Below are 15629 nucleotides of genomic sequence, written 5' to 3'. Positions count from 1 at the left end.
GATTGTACGTGTTCAGTAAAAACTTACTTTTTGCAAAGCACGCTGCAAAATTAATAACTATTTCGCATAATGACTTTCTTTTATGTTACAATTACTTTGCGAAACATAAAAAAAAGCAAAAAGAAACATAAGATATTAGAAATATAACAAAAAGAAATCCCGAAACTGCCAGGCAGTGTCGGGATTTCTTTTATATGATCTTATTGATTTCCTGTCTTGTTACTTGAACAGATGTGGCACAAATTCCTTCAGGCAGCGGCGCCAGGTGAGCCACTCATGATGAGTACCAGGTGAAACATAGACATCAAGCTTGATGCCCAGGTCCTTCAATTCCTTCGCCATCTTCTCCGTGCCGAAGTTCTCTTCAGAACCGCAGCCCATGAACATATAGTTTATCTGGCTGTTGAACTTCGCTGCATCGGCAAAGACACCGTTGAAGCAGGTCTTGACATCCACACCGAAAAGTGCTCCGCTGAAGGTTCCCAGGGCTGAGAACTTATCCAAGTTCGGCAACACGGTGTTGAAAGTCTGGCAACCGCCCCATGACAAACCAGCCATCGCACGATGCTCTCTGTCGGTATAGGTGCGGAACTTCTTATCTACCATCGGAATCAGATCTTTGATGATGACATCGTAGAAAGATTCTCCATAATGCTTGCGCTCCTCATCTACATCCTTGCCAGGACGTGGCACGAAAGGCTGCTTCACATCGCCGCTCTCCATCACCACAATCATAGGTTCTGCCTTGCCTTCGGCAATGAGATTGTCCATGATGTGCTGCATATAGCCCTGATGGCTCCAGCCCGTCTCGTCCTCACCCATTCCGTGCTGCAGATAGAGCACAGGATAGCGCTTGTTCTGATTGGTTTCATATTCTGCAGGCGTATAAACCATGGCTCTGCGGAACTTGCCCTGAGATGCAGCATAGTAAGATACCGAACGAACCTGACCCTGTGCTACTCCCTGCTGAGGACGATAGTAGTTACCTTCGGCTCCCTCAGGAACCTCCAGACCACTCGCCTCTCGGCAGCAGCCGAAATAAGTTTCGCTTGCAGGATCTACTACCTGTACACCATCCACGTTCAGGAAATAATAGTGGAAGCCCACTACCAATGGGTCTGAAACACCATACCAGTCGCCGTCGAAATCCTTCTTCATCGGATACTTCTTTCCGCAGATATCGAAGATAACCTGCTTTGCCTCCGGTGCATGGAGCTTGACGTAGGCACGGCGGTCTTTATCCACACGTGGATAATTGGCATCCGGAATGATGCCGAGCAGCGAGAGCATCATGTTGGCATAACGCTTACCCATGGTGCGATAGCTTTCGGCAATGAAATGCAGGCCATCGCCACGCTGCGGACATCCCTTGGAAGAGATGACGTGGGCAGTAGGGATGGTCTTGGCGATATCATCCACAATGGCGATATGCTGCCAGCAGCTGCCGCCCTGGTCTTTCTGAACGGTTTCGCCCACGAGCAAAGGTACATCTTCTGCCTTCAGATTCAAATCTTTCAGAATATCATTATATACAGTCTTTACACGGTTAGGCCAGTTGGCATCGCCATTGTTGGTTTCACCCTGATGCAGCAGGATTCCCTTGATGACTCCCTGCTTCTGGGCTATCTTGGCAAGCTCGATGAGTCGGGCGTATGGATTGCCGTTATACTGCGATGCGAAGTTCTTCATCCAGTCTGGCTGCTTCTTCAGATAAGCCTTATAGGTACGCTTATCGAAGAGGTCGATGCTGGCACCGCCCACCGCCACGGTGATGGTACCCACCTTGATGCTGTCGGGCAGATTGTCCACCATCTTTCTTCCGAAATAATCTACAGGAGTGAGGCCAGTGGTTGGTCTTGCCTGAGGAGGGACAGCGGTATGCCACTGTCCTTTCTTCCATCCTGCTTTTTCATCATCCACGGCATACATTGCCATGAATCTAGGATTCACTCCTGTTCGGTCGATGTCTTCAATGGCGGCATTACCCTCCATGTTCGACTGTCCGAAACAGAGATAAATCTGAAAGTTAGGGTCGGGCTTATCCTGCGCCTTCGCCCCGTTTTTCTGTGCCATCATCGTCATCGGAAGGCACATCATCAGCATTGATGCTACGAATGATAATCTGTTCATTATATTATATAGATTAATCTGTTACTCTTCTATAGCGTCTTCGTCCCAGAGGCTGAATCTGCGCATTTCAAGCGCCTGAGATGATGGTCCTTCAATCTCTGTAGTGCCCAAGGTAGTGGAAACCTTATTACTAGCTGCCAGGATAGCAGACTCCAACATAACTTCTGTTACTTCAATTGATGGTTTGATATATTTCTTCATTTGATTCTAAATTTAAAAGATTAATTATAAAACGATATTTCAATTACTTGATAACGAACTTCTTACCATTCTTGATAACAAGGCCCTTATAGTCTTTACCGACAACCTGTCCGGCAAGATTATAGACAGTAGCATCTGCCTTCTCTGCCTTATTCTCTACAGAAGAAATGCCAGTGGTCTCGCCGAAGTTAGTGCCAAGACTAAAGAATGCAGCCTTTGCAGAAGTACCCTTTACCTCCAGATAGCAGCGCTTGGCTGGAATCTTAGAATCCTTCTTAACAGGGTAGAATGCAGTTAAGCCATCTACTGTAGACAAAGCATAAAGAGTTGCAGCACCAGAAGTAGCAGAAGTGCCGTCAGAAGCCTTCAGGTCGGTAACTACAGAAGACCAGCCAGTTGCTTTATCCAAAGCATATTCTTTATCAGCTTCACCTTTGAGCAACACAGCAACACCTGCAGGAACAACACCTGGAATCTCTGTAAATTCTACGCCATCCTTAGCCTCATTCAACTTGACAGCATAAGCTTTCAAGCCAAGTTCTGCATAATTAACCGGATAATAAGCAGCATAAGTAGCAAATGAAGATGAAGGAATGGTCAGAGACTCCTGCTTTACTCCTTCTGCTTCGATTTTAAGATTCTTGATAGAAACAGTGCCGGCATATTTACCCAAATTCAACAACAAGCGCTTAGCACCTTCACCACTACACATAGTTGAAACATCTACCTTCTTGTAATCTGTGGTTAAATCAATTGCAGGGAATTCGCCACAACCTTTATATCCATTAGGATTCTGTAAACCTGCAGCAATAGAACCATCCACAGATCCCTTCACTTCCATTGACAATTTGATATTTGCCCCCTTTGGGAAAACATTCTCGAAGTTAACCTGTGCATCCCATGGATTGGTTGTTGCTCCGTGACTGATTACGCAAGCACCATCAACAATCTCTGATTTAAAGCCGATGCCCCAACCACCAGCAGCAGCAGCAGTAGCATAATCAACTGAAGCCAAATCAAAAGTATAACGAGTAGTTGCCTTTTCACTATGAACAACTTCTATAGATTTAACGTTGATAGTACCGACAAAATCTCCACTCTGCATCAGAATAAATCCATTTCCTTCATAATCACTTGTACAAGGCAATGTATAAGTGGCATACTGATCTGTAAATTCTACTCTCGTTCCTGAACTACCCCAAGTACCCATGGCTACTGTTGCGTGACCAGCAGCAGAACCCTTCATGACAATCTTGATAGAATAATCAGTGCCCTTCAAAAGAGGAACATTACTACCTATCATATATTGAATATCATAAAAGTGTTCTGCTACAGTTTCATTCTTGACAGTCAAACCATCCTCTTTAGATACAGAAATGTCATTTTTTTTCTTTATTTCATCAGCACACCACATATTGTAAGCTTTCTGCGAAGTCCAATCAAAAGTATAATCTACAACATCTTCTGTAGCAGCCTGTTCTGCCATTACAGCAGGAGCTGCCATTAATACTTTTGGTGCGGAAGCAAAAACTAAGATTGCCGCTACCATAAATGATAATTTTTTCATTTCGTTAAGTTTTTAAAATTTATAATTGTTTATTATTCAAGATTTGCAAGTTTTGTCCCACACGCCCTGAAAGGGCAGAAGCCCCTAGCCCAGGGCATCGCCCTGGGTAATTACGGACGCAAACCTGTCGCCCTGTAAGGGCAAAAGCTTCAAAACTCCAGACAAAACATAAAGCTTTTGCCCTTACAGGGCGTCTTGCTGATTGCCATCATACCCAGGGCGATGCCCTGGGCTAGGAGCTTTTGGGCCTTCAGCCCGTACTTGAACCACATGCGAAAGTTCAGTTTATTATCTAATCACGATTTTCTTTCCACCATGAATATAGATGCCCTTGGTAGGACGAATAACCTTCACACCTTGGAGAGTGTAGTAAGCCTTATCCGCAGATTTCATCATGGTTGCCACAGCTGGCTTCTCGATGCCTGTTGATGCATAGGCATCGTTGGCAAGAGAATAGCTTGGACCATTCCAGTTGGTGCTCCATCCCTGAATATGCTTTGCAGAGAAATCGGCGTTGGCAATGAGGTTTTCTGATGTTCCTTCCTTCACCAGTACCAGGTCATCAATATCGAGTGTACCACCGTATTTACCGAACACAAACTGGAAGGTATCCAGAGCAAAGTTGGCTGTGAAATTCCAGGTCAGCGTCTTCCAGTCACCAGCCTCTACAGGATAGGCTGCCAGATACTGCACATCATCGCTTCCACCCCACTGGTTCTTGTTGTTGCTTGCATTCCAGATAGGCCAGAATGCCAGCTCAGCGCAATCAGCAGAAGTTCTCACCTTCATGGTCAGCGTATACTTGGCATCCTTCTCCAAAGCCTTTGGCAAGGTGTAGATAGCCTGACGGTCCCAGAGGTTCTCGCCCGCTGTACTCTCGTAACGGATGTAATAGTTGCGGTTTTCCACAGGCACTACACCCAGAAGTTCGAGCATCACATCGGCATAACGCTTACCAAACATACGATAGCCCTCTGCAGTAAAATGAAGCTTATCGCTCTGCAGCGGACAATCCTTTGATGATACCACATGAGCTGTAGGAATCGTAGCTGCGATATTGTCGATGATGGCATTATGTCCCCAGCAGGCTGCGCCCTGGTCTTTCTGTCCCAACTCGCCCACGAGCAATGGCACATTCTTGGCATCAAGTCCCAGGTCGGCAAGAATATTCTCATAAATCTTCTTTACCTTAGAAGGCCAGGTAGGATCGCAATTATTGGTCTCCCCTTGGTGCAGCAGGATGCCCTTGATGACACCCTTCTGCTGAGCTATCTTGGCGAGTTCAATGAGGCGTGCGTATGGATTGCCGCCATATTCCTTGGCATAGTTGCGGAGCCAATCGGCAACTTCAGCACTCTGAAGATATTCCTGATACTTATCCTTATCGAAAAGATCGATGCTGGCACCACCCACGGCTACGGTAATCGTACCCACCTTCACTTCTTCGGGAAGATTCTCTACCATCTTTCTGCCGAAATAATCTACTACCGACAGTCGGGTTCCAGGACGTGCCTGAGGCGGAACGGCTGTATGCCAGAGTCCCATGGTCCAGCCAGCCTGCGCATTATCCAGGGTGTACATTGCCAAGAATCTTGGGTTTACTCCCGTCTTGTCCTGCGCTTCGATGGCGGCATTACCCTCCATGTTCGACTGTCCGAAGCAGAGATAAATCTGAAAGTTTGGGTCGGGAGCGGAAGCCTGATTCAGCTGATGGCGCTTGAAGAAGGTCCAGAGTTCCTTGGTAGAGTTCACACCGTTTGCTTCGTTGGAATGCCAGTGGCCCTTGCCGTCGATGGCAATCAGGTTCACCTCTACTCCCTCGTTCACATTATTATATATAGTACGTGTAGCTTTGGGACCTGTGCTGCCGGCAGGATAAGGACGGATTACCTGCGGATTGCTTACATCGCAACCTTCGTAGGCAGCCCACTTCTTTACATATTCCTCAATGCTAGGATAGCCGCCAGCCATGTGAGAAGGGTCGCCCGTATATTTGAACACGTCATCGCCCGTACCATGGATATGCATGATAGACACCTTGCGGTTTGCCTTAGGCTGCTTGCCGATATCCACACCACTAACCGGTCCGAAAGCGGCAATCTTATCGCCCAAGGTTTCCAGGCAGTGATAGCCCAGCCAGCTACCCATGGAGAAGCCCGAGAGATAGATGCGGTTCTTGTCAACATTGTGCTTCAGCTCCATATCCTTCATGATAGCCTCCACAAACTTCACATCACCCGTACCGCCGGTATCCCACATTCTGTTATTACCCAGCGGATAGGTAACAATAAAACCCTCGGTATCGGCCAGCGCATTCCATTGCGTCTGTTTCTGCTGATACTCTGGGTCTTGATTCATACCATGAAGAGAAATCACCAAGGCTGGTGATTTCTCTACATTCTTTGGTACATAAGTGAGGGTCTTGCGAATAGAAGTCCCCACTTTCACCTCTTCCCAGGTCTGTGCCGCCATCTGGAGGCACAGAACCATGAGGAGAGATGCGAGCATTGAAAGTCGCTTCATCTGTTACTTGATAACCATCTTTTTACCATTCTTGATTACGATGCCCTTGTAGCCCTTGGCTACCTGCTGACCTGCAAGGTTGAATGCCTTGCCATCCTGCAGCTTGACGCTCTCGATGTTAGAGATGCCTGTGGTTGTATTAATCAACCAGGCACCGAGCACAGAAACCTGGGCAGGATTCTTGTCAGGGTCGGTATATTGGATACCCATATTCTTGATGACAGCACCTTCCTTGGTGGTGAAGGTAGTCTCGTCACTGTCGTTGAATGAAGGCCACTCAGAACCTTCCTCGTAATCTACACACATTTGGACATTTGGAGTTGGCTCTGCCAATTTCACTTTCACGGTTACATCGCTCTTGCCAGCCAAACCGTTGATGGCGAGCTGCTGCCACTGAGAATTAAAAGATACCACACCCTTATAAGAAACGGTGTTATTTGTACCAGCCCAACCTGTAAAGGTGGCATCAACCTTCTTTTCTGTACCATCAGCAGCAACCAGAATCATCTTCTTCACCTTCAGGTTCACTTCCTCAGCATCTGTATGCTGCACGGATACACCTACGATGTAAGGATGCTCAGCATCGAAAGCAAGTTCAAACTTCTTGGTTTCTCCATCACCCACAGCTCTTCCGTAGGCAGGAGTTGGATCGCCTTCGGCATCAGCAGAAGCCTTCCAAGTATAGTTTACCTGGCAGTTGGCAGGAAGCGGCTCTTCGAACTCGAGGATATACTTAGGATAATCTGCAGAGTTGACGTTGCAGGCAAACTCTGCTGCACCCCACTGCTTGGAGATAGTGAAGTCATAAACATCAGCATCGCCGGCAAAACCTGCATTCCAACCACCACCCAAAACAAGAGGAGTCTCTGTCTGAGCATTCACACTTACAGCCATCAGGGCTGCTGCCATCAAAGTAAAAATCTTTTTCATACGTTTTTGATTTTAAGTTTATTGATAATAATTGTTCATTCTGGGAATGAGAAATGATTCTCATTTCCGCTTGCAAAAGTAACAGAAAAGGCTGAAAAAGACCTTGCGTGGTGTAACAAATACTTTGTGAGAAGCACCAAATAGGTTTGATAGTCAACATTATAACGAAAATGACACACCATCAAAACTGTTTGAAGAGGAGAAGATGTACAGGGCAGCCATGAAGCCAACCGCCATTTTAAGCAAAAAGGTCGGTCGTGTCTTCACGACACAACCGACCTATCACGACTAACATCATTTCGGTTAATCCTTTATATGATAAAACCTAAACTAATGTTTCTTTATATTAGATGGCGTGAGCCATAGGATAGGCTCACACCACAAATATTACTTAGCATCATTCCAGTACTCAGGAGCACCAAGACCAGCAGCGAAGCCACCATAGGTGTGCTTGCGGTAGTAGTCCTTGTCCCAAAGACCAGTAGGAGCACCAGCACGCCATCCGCTATTAGCAGGAGAGTCAGTAGGACACCACTGACAGATACCCCACTGCTGAGCCTCAGGGATGATTTCGAAGTACTTCTTGATGACGAACTCATAAAGCTCACGCATCTGCTTGTGCTGCTCCTCAGTCATATCGTTGGTGTTTACGCTCTTGCCAGTTTCATCAACGTATGCCATATCCAACTCAGAGATACGAACCAACTTGCCAGACTCAGCCATCAACTTCAACATGTTGACAATAGCATTCTTCTTTGACTCCTGAGTCTGAGGATTACCATAGCAAGAGATGTGCATCTGGCTACCGATACCATCAATCTTGGTAACACCATCAGCCTCCCAATCCTTGATCCACTGAATCAAGCTCTTGAGTTTACCATTATGATCCCAATCACTCTCCAAGTTATAGTCATTGATGAAGAGCTTCAAATCCTCAGGGTTGCCATTGTGGGCAGCAAAGCCTTCACGAGCAGCCTTTACTGCTGTGCGAACATAGTCGAGGTCGCCGAGGTAATCCTGCCAGTAGAAGCTGTTAGGAATATCATTGTCTGGGGCTGTACCACGAGTTGCAGACTGAAGGTCATACTTACCATCGCCATCTTTATCTGCTCCAGAAAGAGCCTCGTTGACAACGTCCCAAGCCTTTACCTTGCCATCGCAAGCTTCCATCATACCATCTATCCACTTGTTCATAGCCAAAGTCAAAGTATCTTTCTTCTCTTGATCAGTCAAAGGAATTGTATTGGACTTCTTCAACCAATACACTTGGAAGTCATCGATATAAAGAGTACCTGCATACTTACCAATGTTCAGTAACAAGCGCTTAGCGTTGTCGCCATTACATGTAGCAGCTACATCCACCTCTTTCCAATCGGTAGTAACCTTGATTGAAGGGAAGTCGCCACAGCCTTTATAACCATCAGGATTTTGGAATCCGCCACCAAATGAACCAGCAACAGAACCCTTAATCTTCATCTTCAAATGATAAGAAATACCATTCTCGAACACGAATCCTGGCTCATAATTGACTTGAGCATTCCAAGCATTCTCCTTTGCAGCGTTGTTACCAACCTCACAAACTCCATTTACGATTGTAGGAAGATTATCCATACCCCAACCACCGAGGTTGTTATCGTCATCGAAGGTAAGATGACCAACCGTAATAGGAATCTCCATGACTGGAGCCTCAGAGTGAGTGATGGTGACAGACTTCCAGTAAATCTTACCAGCAAAATCACCATGCTGGAACATAAGACCATTGTTGTCCATGGTAGGAGTAACATTCAGCAGAATCTCCTTGTAACCAGCATTAGCAGGAATCTTAAAGGTCTTCTCGGCTCCACCACCCCAATCGCCTATCTTGAAGTGAATGTTGGCATCCTCGTCTCCTTCTGCCTTGCAGACAATCTTCACGGTATACTCCTGACCTGTCTTAAGTGCTATACCGTTTACCAGCCAATACTGAAGGGCATAGAAAGGATCTATTTTAGCAGGGTTGGTAATAACCATGGCACCATCCTTGTTCCACTCCGTTGTAACAGTAGCAGGAGAACCGGTCCAACTATATGCCGTAAGGGTGGAACAATCCAAGGCATAATCCTCTTTTTCCACCTTGGCATCTGGATCCACCTTCATTTCCTTGTCGGCAATCAAACCATTCAGATACTTCAATGGCTGCTGCGAGTGCCATGCCAATGTATGACCATATACCGAAAGACCTGCATCAGTGGCATAATCCACGTATGTACGCACCTTTTCGAAGTCCATGCTTCCATCATTAGCCACACAAGAAGCCATCTTCATGGCATTACCTGCCACAGTCTCATTGAAGTTGCTATTGGTCAAAGCATATACTAACTCTTGTTTGTTATACTCATCAACCGTAGTTCCAATACCGAGATGGAAGTTTGGCTTGTCAGCAATGTAATCCTTGAGAGCATCATACTTTTCCAAATAGCCATATTCAGCCAACTTATCAGGACGCACCGTCTCGAAGTTCTGGTCGAAGTGGTCTGCACATGAGGCCAAAAGCATGGCCCCAAATGCAGATATTATTATTTGTCTTTTCATAACTTATACGATCATTAATTGTTATAGGTAAATGAGAACTCCTCCTTGGTTACTCCACTACGCCACCAAACGAGTTTCTCGTTGAGATTCTTCTTAACGCCGCCAGCGAAAGTAATCTCAGCATTGAGTTCCATCAAGTCACGATACTTGTTGTTCCAAGACAGCAAGGCATCGTCAGCCCAAGAACCAGTACCCGTTGCAGTAACACCATCGGTGAGAGAAGTGATGGTACACTTCTCATTGGCATCGAAGGTGAGCAGGAGGTCTGCCTTGTAGATGGTACTGCCCTCCTGGAACTCTACTGAATAAACAGAGCTGTTCAGGGTGCGGGTAGTAATCTGAACCGTTGAAGCCTTCTCGATATTATCGGTACTTGTATTGTGATTGGTCAACCACCAACCGCTATACTTGTTCTGATACTTCACGCAATACATCACATAATCCTGTGGAGCCTTCTCCCAAATAGAAGCATTGGTTCGAGAGCCTGTTTTTCCCTCTTTTAATGTTCCAGTGGCGATTCTGTCGAAACCAGTCTGATTCTGCATAACCAAAGGAATCACGTATGTATTCTTTACAGCATCAGGGTCATTGAAGAAAGCATCAGTGAGCTGCACCTCTGTACCTCCCCACATACCTCCATTGAAATTGAAAGTAGTGGTTGCGAGCTGATAATACTCAGCAGGCATAGCCTTCACAGGAGTTCCATCGGCAAATGTCAAGTGATCACACAAGCTGTTGTCAACGGCAACATTAACCGCTGCCTTTCTGCCATTGTATGAGCCTCCGAAGGTAGCCAAGATTTTGCACTTGTGCGCCTTGTCCAATGTTGTATCATACTCATCATCACCCAGCACAATGGTACGAATTGGCGATTGATAAGCAAAGTAAGTAGTAGTTCCACCCTCGTAATCATCGAAAGTCTGGTCTCCATTCTCACATGCTGTGAAAGAAGCCATCAGTCCTAAGAGGACAGCTACCATTTTGATATAACGTTTCATAATCATTAGTCTTATTTTAATATTAGTCGTTTATTATTTCCATCCCTCGTTCTGCTTGAGATTACTATATTTCAAAATCTCAGAATAAGGAATAGGACCATAGAACATATAGTCATCATACTTACGTTCCTCTGCATCGAAGGTCTTATAGACGAAAGCACCAGTTGCCTCGTCTGTTGTGATGTTGATACCCTTGGCAGCCTCATTGAGATTAGCCTTCCAGCGACGCAAGTCCCAGAAACGATGATTCTCGAAGCAGAGTTCCAGGCGACGCTCATTGCGAATCAACTCACGCATTTTCTCCTTGCTCTGTGCGCACTCTTCCAAGTATGGGTCTTCACCAAACTCACCAATGCCTGCACGCTCACGGATAGCCTTGATGACATCGTAAGCAGAATAGTTGGCTCCACCGACATTAGCCTTTGGTCCCTGAGCCTCATTGGCAGCCTCTGCATAGTCAAGCAAAATCTCGGTAGAACGGATACGAGCGTTCAAATGCTTCTGCTTGGTGGTTGAGTTAGGGTTGAGGTTGATGTCTGAGCGGAGCAACTTACGGAGATAGTAACCCGTCTTGGTAGATTTACCATTCTCCTTGTTAAGACCATCAGTTGTCTTCGAGTCAGCAGCAGAGTTAACCACACCATCAGTTGAGCCAATCTTATCGCCATTCACCAAAATGTAAGCCTTCAGACGAGGGTCACGGTCAGCATAAGGATCATTGGCATTATACCCAGAGTTTGTATCTGTGATAGGATAGCCATTCGCCATTGGGAAGGCATCCACCAAATTCTGGGTAGGGTTTACACGACCCTTTCCATAGAGGGTAGAAGGATAGTTGTCACTCTCCAATGTGTTGTTCTCATCGATGTTACCACGCCAGATGATTTCCTTAGGATTGTCAGCAGTAGCTCCCAATCCATCAATCAAGCTTTTGTTGTCGAACCACTTCCAACCATCAGGGTCACAAGCATTCAAACCACCAAAGTTTTTCAAGCAATCAGCAGCAAGCTTGGCTGCCTCCTCGTATGTGAAGGCACCAGCTGAAGCATAAGCTGGAGAAGCTGCCATGATGGCAACCTGAGCCTTGAAGGCTGAAATGATTCTGCCATCAATCTTGCCACGGTGATTGGTACCGAAAGCACGATTATACTCTGCATTGGTAGCACCTTGCTGTGCATACTTGGCAGGGACATTCTCCTCTTCCACATCACCATACTGCTCTGGGAGATACTTCAAAGCCTCATCGAAGTCAGACATAATCTGATCAATGCACTCCTTGAAAGTGTTACGAGGCAAGTTGAAATCGGAAGCGGAGGTCTCTGATGCGAGATGGATAGGCACACCCATCAACTGACCATCTACCATACCTGCATGAGCACGGAGCAAGTAGAACAGGTGCAAGCCACGCAAAGCGTAAGCATTGCCCTTATAGTTGTCGGCATACATCTTGTTGAGCACCTCACTAGAGTAAGCCCACTCCACCTTATCACAGTTCTCCAACATCAAGTTACAGTACTGGATGGCGTGATAACGACCATCCCACTGTGAAACTGGGTTCATATTAGCAGCCCAAGAACCTGTAGCCATCTTCTTATAGTTGTCTGAGTTGTCGTTGGTGACAGCATCATCTGTAGCCACATCAGTAGATGGAGAGGTGCTATATGGCAAAGCCAAGTAAGCGTTGTCAAGAATGCCACGAGCGAACTCAGGATTCTTATACATCTCGCTGATATCTTGGTTATTTTCCAAGGCAGGTTCAAACAGGTCGTCACAAGAAGTGAGCGATATTGCCACTGCGCTTATCAATAATAATCTTGATAATTTCATAATTTTACTCATTTATTAATCATTAGAATGATACCTTAGCACCGATGCTATAGAAGCGATTCAAAGGTGCTGCACCTGAATTGTTAACATTCATCTCCAGTATCTTGCGCTCCTTGGCGATGGTCAGCAAGCTGTTACCATTTACAAAGAGTTGGAGACCGCGAACGAAGCTCTTCATGAACATTGACTTAGGGAAGTCGTATGTGAGCTGTACCTTCTGCAAGTCGAAGCGGTCAGTAGAGTACATCCAGAAGTCTGAAGTCTGGTAGTTATTGGTACCAGCCTCTGTTGTCAGACGTGGATAGGTAGCTGTAGCCGCTGTCTCAGGAGTCCATCTGCCACGCATCTCCGCTGTGTACTTGGCATCACCGCCCACCCAGTAGTAAGTAGAGTTCTTCACAGCCTTGGCTCCGAAGTTGCCTGTACCGAGCAAGAAGAGGGTGAAGTTCTTGTACTTCAATGTTACGTTGATACCGAGTGTGGTAGGAGTTCCATACCAACCGCCCTTGCCCAAGTATACTTGATCTTTGCTGTCGATGACATTATCACCATTCTGATCCTTGTACTTCAAGTCTCCAGGACGGATAGTACCACCGATAATCTGCTTAGGAGAATGGGCGATATCGTCATCATCCTTGAAGAAGCCTTCACACTCATAGCCCCAGATGGCATCCAATGGCTGTCCCTGGCGATACTGATAGGCATCTGCATACTGAGAATCATCACGCTTGGTAGCCTCTGTGGTATAATAAGTAAGGTTAGCACCTACGCCAAAACCAAACTCCCCAAGCTGCTTCTTGTAGTTAACACCCAAGTCGAAACCAGAACGCTTATCCTCATTGTAGTTCATATATGGTACGAATGAAGACTCTGGATAGTAGCTAAAGAGATAGCTTGGCATCTGGTTGCGAGCCTCGATGATACCATTGGTCAACTTAGAGAGGAAGTAAGAAGCATCGAAACTCAAAGACTTATCGAGCACCTCGGCATGGATTGTTGCAGAGAACTCCTTGCGATGCAAGTAATTGAACTCATCATTTCCACCTCGCTTAGCCTGAACTGCTGCATGGCCAGAACTACCATTCCAGTCCCACCAGCCACCATTCTGATAGGTGCCCTGGTACATATAGTATTTGTCGATACCCAAGTCGGTCTTCATATCTGTATAGCTTGCGCTGAGAGTCAAGTCATCGAAGAACGAATTCTCCATAAACTTCTCCTTAGACAAGCGCCAGCCCAATGTTGCAGATGGCGAAAGTCCCAAACGATTGGCAGATGGTAACTTAGCAGACCAAGGGGTTGCCAAAGCGAAATCGGCATAATACTTATGGTCAAAGTTATAAGAGAGCTGCAAACCCATATTGGCATTGCTCACCTTATGATACTCACCCGACTTAGTCTGCTGATAACCATTAGCCACCAACATGGCACTCACGTTATGCACATCGTTGAAGGTGCGGTCGTAATCGAAGTGAGCATTGAATGCGATGGTCTGGTTATCTGTGGAACCAGAGATATTCTGCACACCCGATTTCTTATCCACCGTGCCATTGTTGTTAAGACCTACGATGACATCCTTGCCATTAAAGTTAGCCCATGTAGGCTGGAAGGTAGCGTAAGTATTATTGAATGATGTGGTGTAGAGCGTAGCATAGTCGATAGCCATCATTGTATGGAAACTTAAGCCCTTGAGTACAGATGAGAGGTCGAAGTTAAGACCTACATCAAACTGGAACTGACGGCTATGATATACATTGGTACCAGAAGCATAGATATCACCAAAGACATTGCTCTGATCCAAGTTGGATCCACCCAAGAAATACTTGCCGTCGATGAGGTTGCTTGTAGCACCGATCATGTTCAATGCCGACTTAGCACTAGGGTCTATCATATCGACAGGAATCAGCGGAGCCACACGGTTAGGACGGAAGGTACGAGCCAACTCCCAGTACTTATAGCTATTGTTAGCCGACTTAGAGCTGTAATAGGTAGCATTGGCATTGACGTATGCACTGATGGTTTTGCTCAACTCGATGTCCACGTTACCTCTCACGTTAAAGCGATCGGTATAGTCATTCTTTGCCTCGCCAAAGTTCAGGTTATCACCTGTGCGATAATAGCTTACATTAGCATAGAATTGCGCACGCTGATTACCACCTTCTATCTCGGCAGATACCTCAGAACGATTGAAAGCCTTCTTGATATAATCAGAAGAATAGAAATCTACGCTTGGATATCTATAAGGATTCGTTCCCGACGCATAGTTATAAATAGCTTCTGGCGAATAAGGGAGGTTGTTTGCATTACCGCCATCATTCAGGAAAGCCTCATTGTAAAGACTCATGTACTCAGCCGAACCGAGATACTCAGGATAAGCCTTGGCAACATTCCATCCGGTATTGGCATTCACCTTCACGCTCAATCCATCATTTACACGACCACGCTTTGTGGTAATCAAGATGACACCATTGGCAGCACGGCTTCCATAGAGCACCGAAGCCTGCGCACCCTTGAGGAAAGAGATGTTCTCAATCTCATCAGGACGTACATTGTCGGCAGCACGAGGCACACCATCAATGAGCACAAGTGCATTAGAATAGCCCCAAAGGCTGTTGCCATTGTAACCTGACACATAGCCTTGCATATTGTCAAGGCTGTAGGTATTATAGTTCTTCTCTGTCAAATCTCTGACATTGACGGTGCTAACACCACCAAGCACGTCACTCTTCTGGGCTTTCTTGAAAGCCACATTGACCAATGCGCTGTCTGCTGTCTCCTGTGCAGTTGCAGGCAACTGTGCAAGGAGAGCCGTCACTACTGTCAAGGCAGAGTATATTGTTTTCTTATTATTTTTCATATTATGATATGATTATTTCGAAGTT

The 15629-nt window shown here is 46.0% G+C and carries 9 protein-coding genes; all 9 read right to left on the bottom strand.

Annotated elements, in window-relative coordinates:
• Positions 1-219: 219 nt before the first annotated feature.
• The 9 genes from V8Z93_RS04720 to V8Z93_RS04680 all read right to left on the bottom strand — a co-directional run bounded on the left by V8Z93_RS04720 (position 220) and on the right by V8Z93_RS04680 (position 15604).
• The gene (locus tag V8Z93_RS04720) at positions 220-2094 is read right to left on the bottom strand and encodes a sialate O-acetylesterase (RefSeq protein WP_439432824.1); all 1875 of its coding nucleotides are present in this window, start codon (positions 2092-2094) and stop codon (positions 220-222) included.
• Positions 2095-2151: 57 nt separating this feature from the next.
• Positions 2152-2331 carry a hypothetical protein gene (locus V8Z93_RS04715; RefSeq protein WP_439432530.1) on the bottom strand — a complete coding sequence of 60 codons (180 nt, stop codon included), beginning with the start codon at positions 2329-2331 and terminating at the stop codon, positions 2152-2154.
• Between the two features lie 43 nt (positions 2332-2374).
• The gene (locus V8Z93_RS04710; protein WP_439432529.1) at positions 2375-3898 is read right to left on the bottom strand and encodes a hypothetical protein; all 1524 of its coding nucleotides are present in this window, start codon (positions 3896-3898) and stop codon (positions 2375-2377) included.
• A 288-nt stretch (positions 3899-4186) separates the two neighbouring features.
• Positions 4187-6421 carry a sialate O-acetylesterase gene (locus V8Z93_RS04705; RefSeq protein ID WP_439432528.1) on the bottom strand — a complete coding sequence of 745 codons (2235 nt, stop codon included), beginning with the start codon at positions 6419-6421 and terminating at the stop codon, positions 4187-4189.
• 3 nt (positions 6422-6424) lie between these two features.
• Positions 6425-7351, bottom strand: a complete 927-nt coding sequence (locus V8Z93_RS04700; protein WP_439432527.1) for a hypothetical protein — start codon at positions 7349-7351, stop codon at positions 6425-6427.
• A gap of 387 nt (positions 7352-7738) precedes the next feature.
• Positions 7739-9922: an endo-1,4-beta-xylanase gene (locus V8Z93_RS04695; protein WP_439432526.1), complete on the bottom strand. Its 2184-nt coding sequence runs from the start codon at positions 9920-9922 to the stop codon at positions 7739-7741.
• Between the two features lie 14 nt (positions 9923-9936).
• Positions 9937-10920 carry a DUF5627 domain-containing protein gene (locus V8Z93_RS04690; protein WP_439432525.1) on the bottom strand — a complete coding sequence of 328 codons (984 nt, stop codon included), beginning with the start codon at positions 10918-10920 and terminating at the stop codon, positions 9937-9939.
• Between the two features lie 33 nt (positions 10921-10953).
• Entirely contained in the window at positions 10954-12747 is a 1794-nt protein-coding gene (locus V8Z93_RS04685) for a RagB/SusD family nutrient uptake outer membrane protein (protein ID WP_439432524.1), read from the bottom strand.
• A gap of 22 nt (positions 12748-12769) precedes the next feature.
• The gene (locus V8Z93_RS04680; RefSeq protein ID WP_439432523.1) at positions 12770-15604 is read right to left on the bottom strand and encodes a SusC/RagA family TonB-linked outer membrane protein; all 2835 of its coding nucleotides are present in this window, start codon (positions 15602-15604) and stop codon (positions 12770-12772) included.
• Between the last annotated feature and the right edge of the window lie 25 nt (positions 15605-15629).

Origin of the sequence: Segatella copri, assembly GCF_051861805.1 — a bacterium.
Lineage (GTDB): Bacteria > Bacteroidota > Bacteroidia > Bacteroidales > Bacteroidaceae > Prevotella > Prevotella copri_M.
This window is presented reverse-complemented; position numbering and strand designations above follow the sequence as displayed.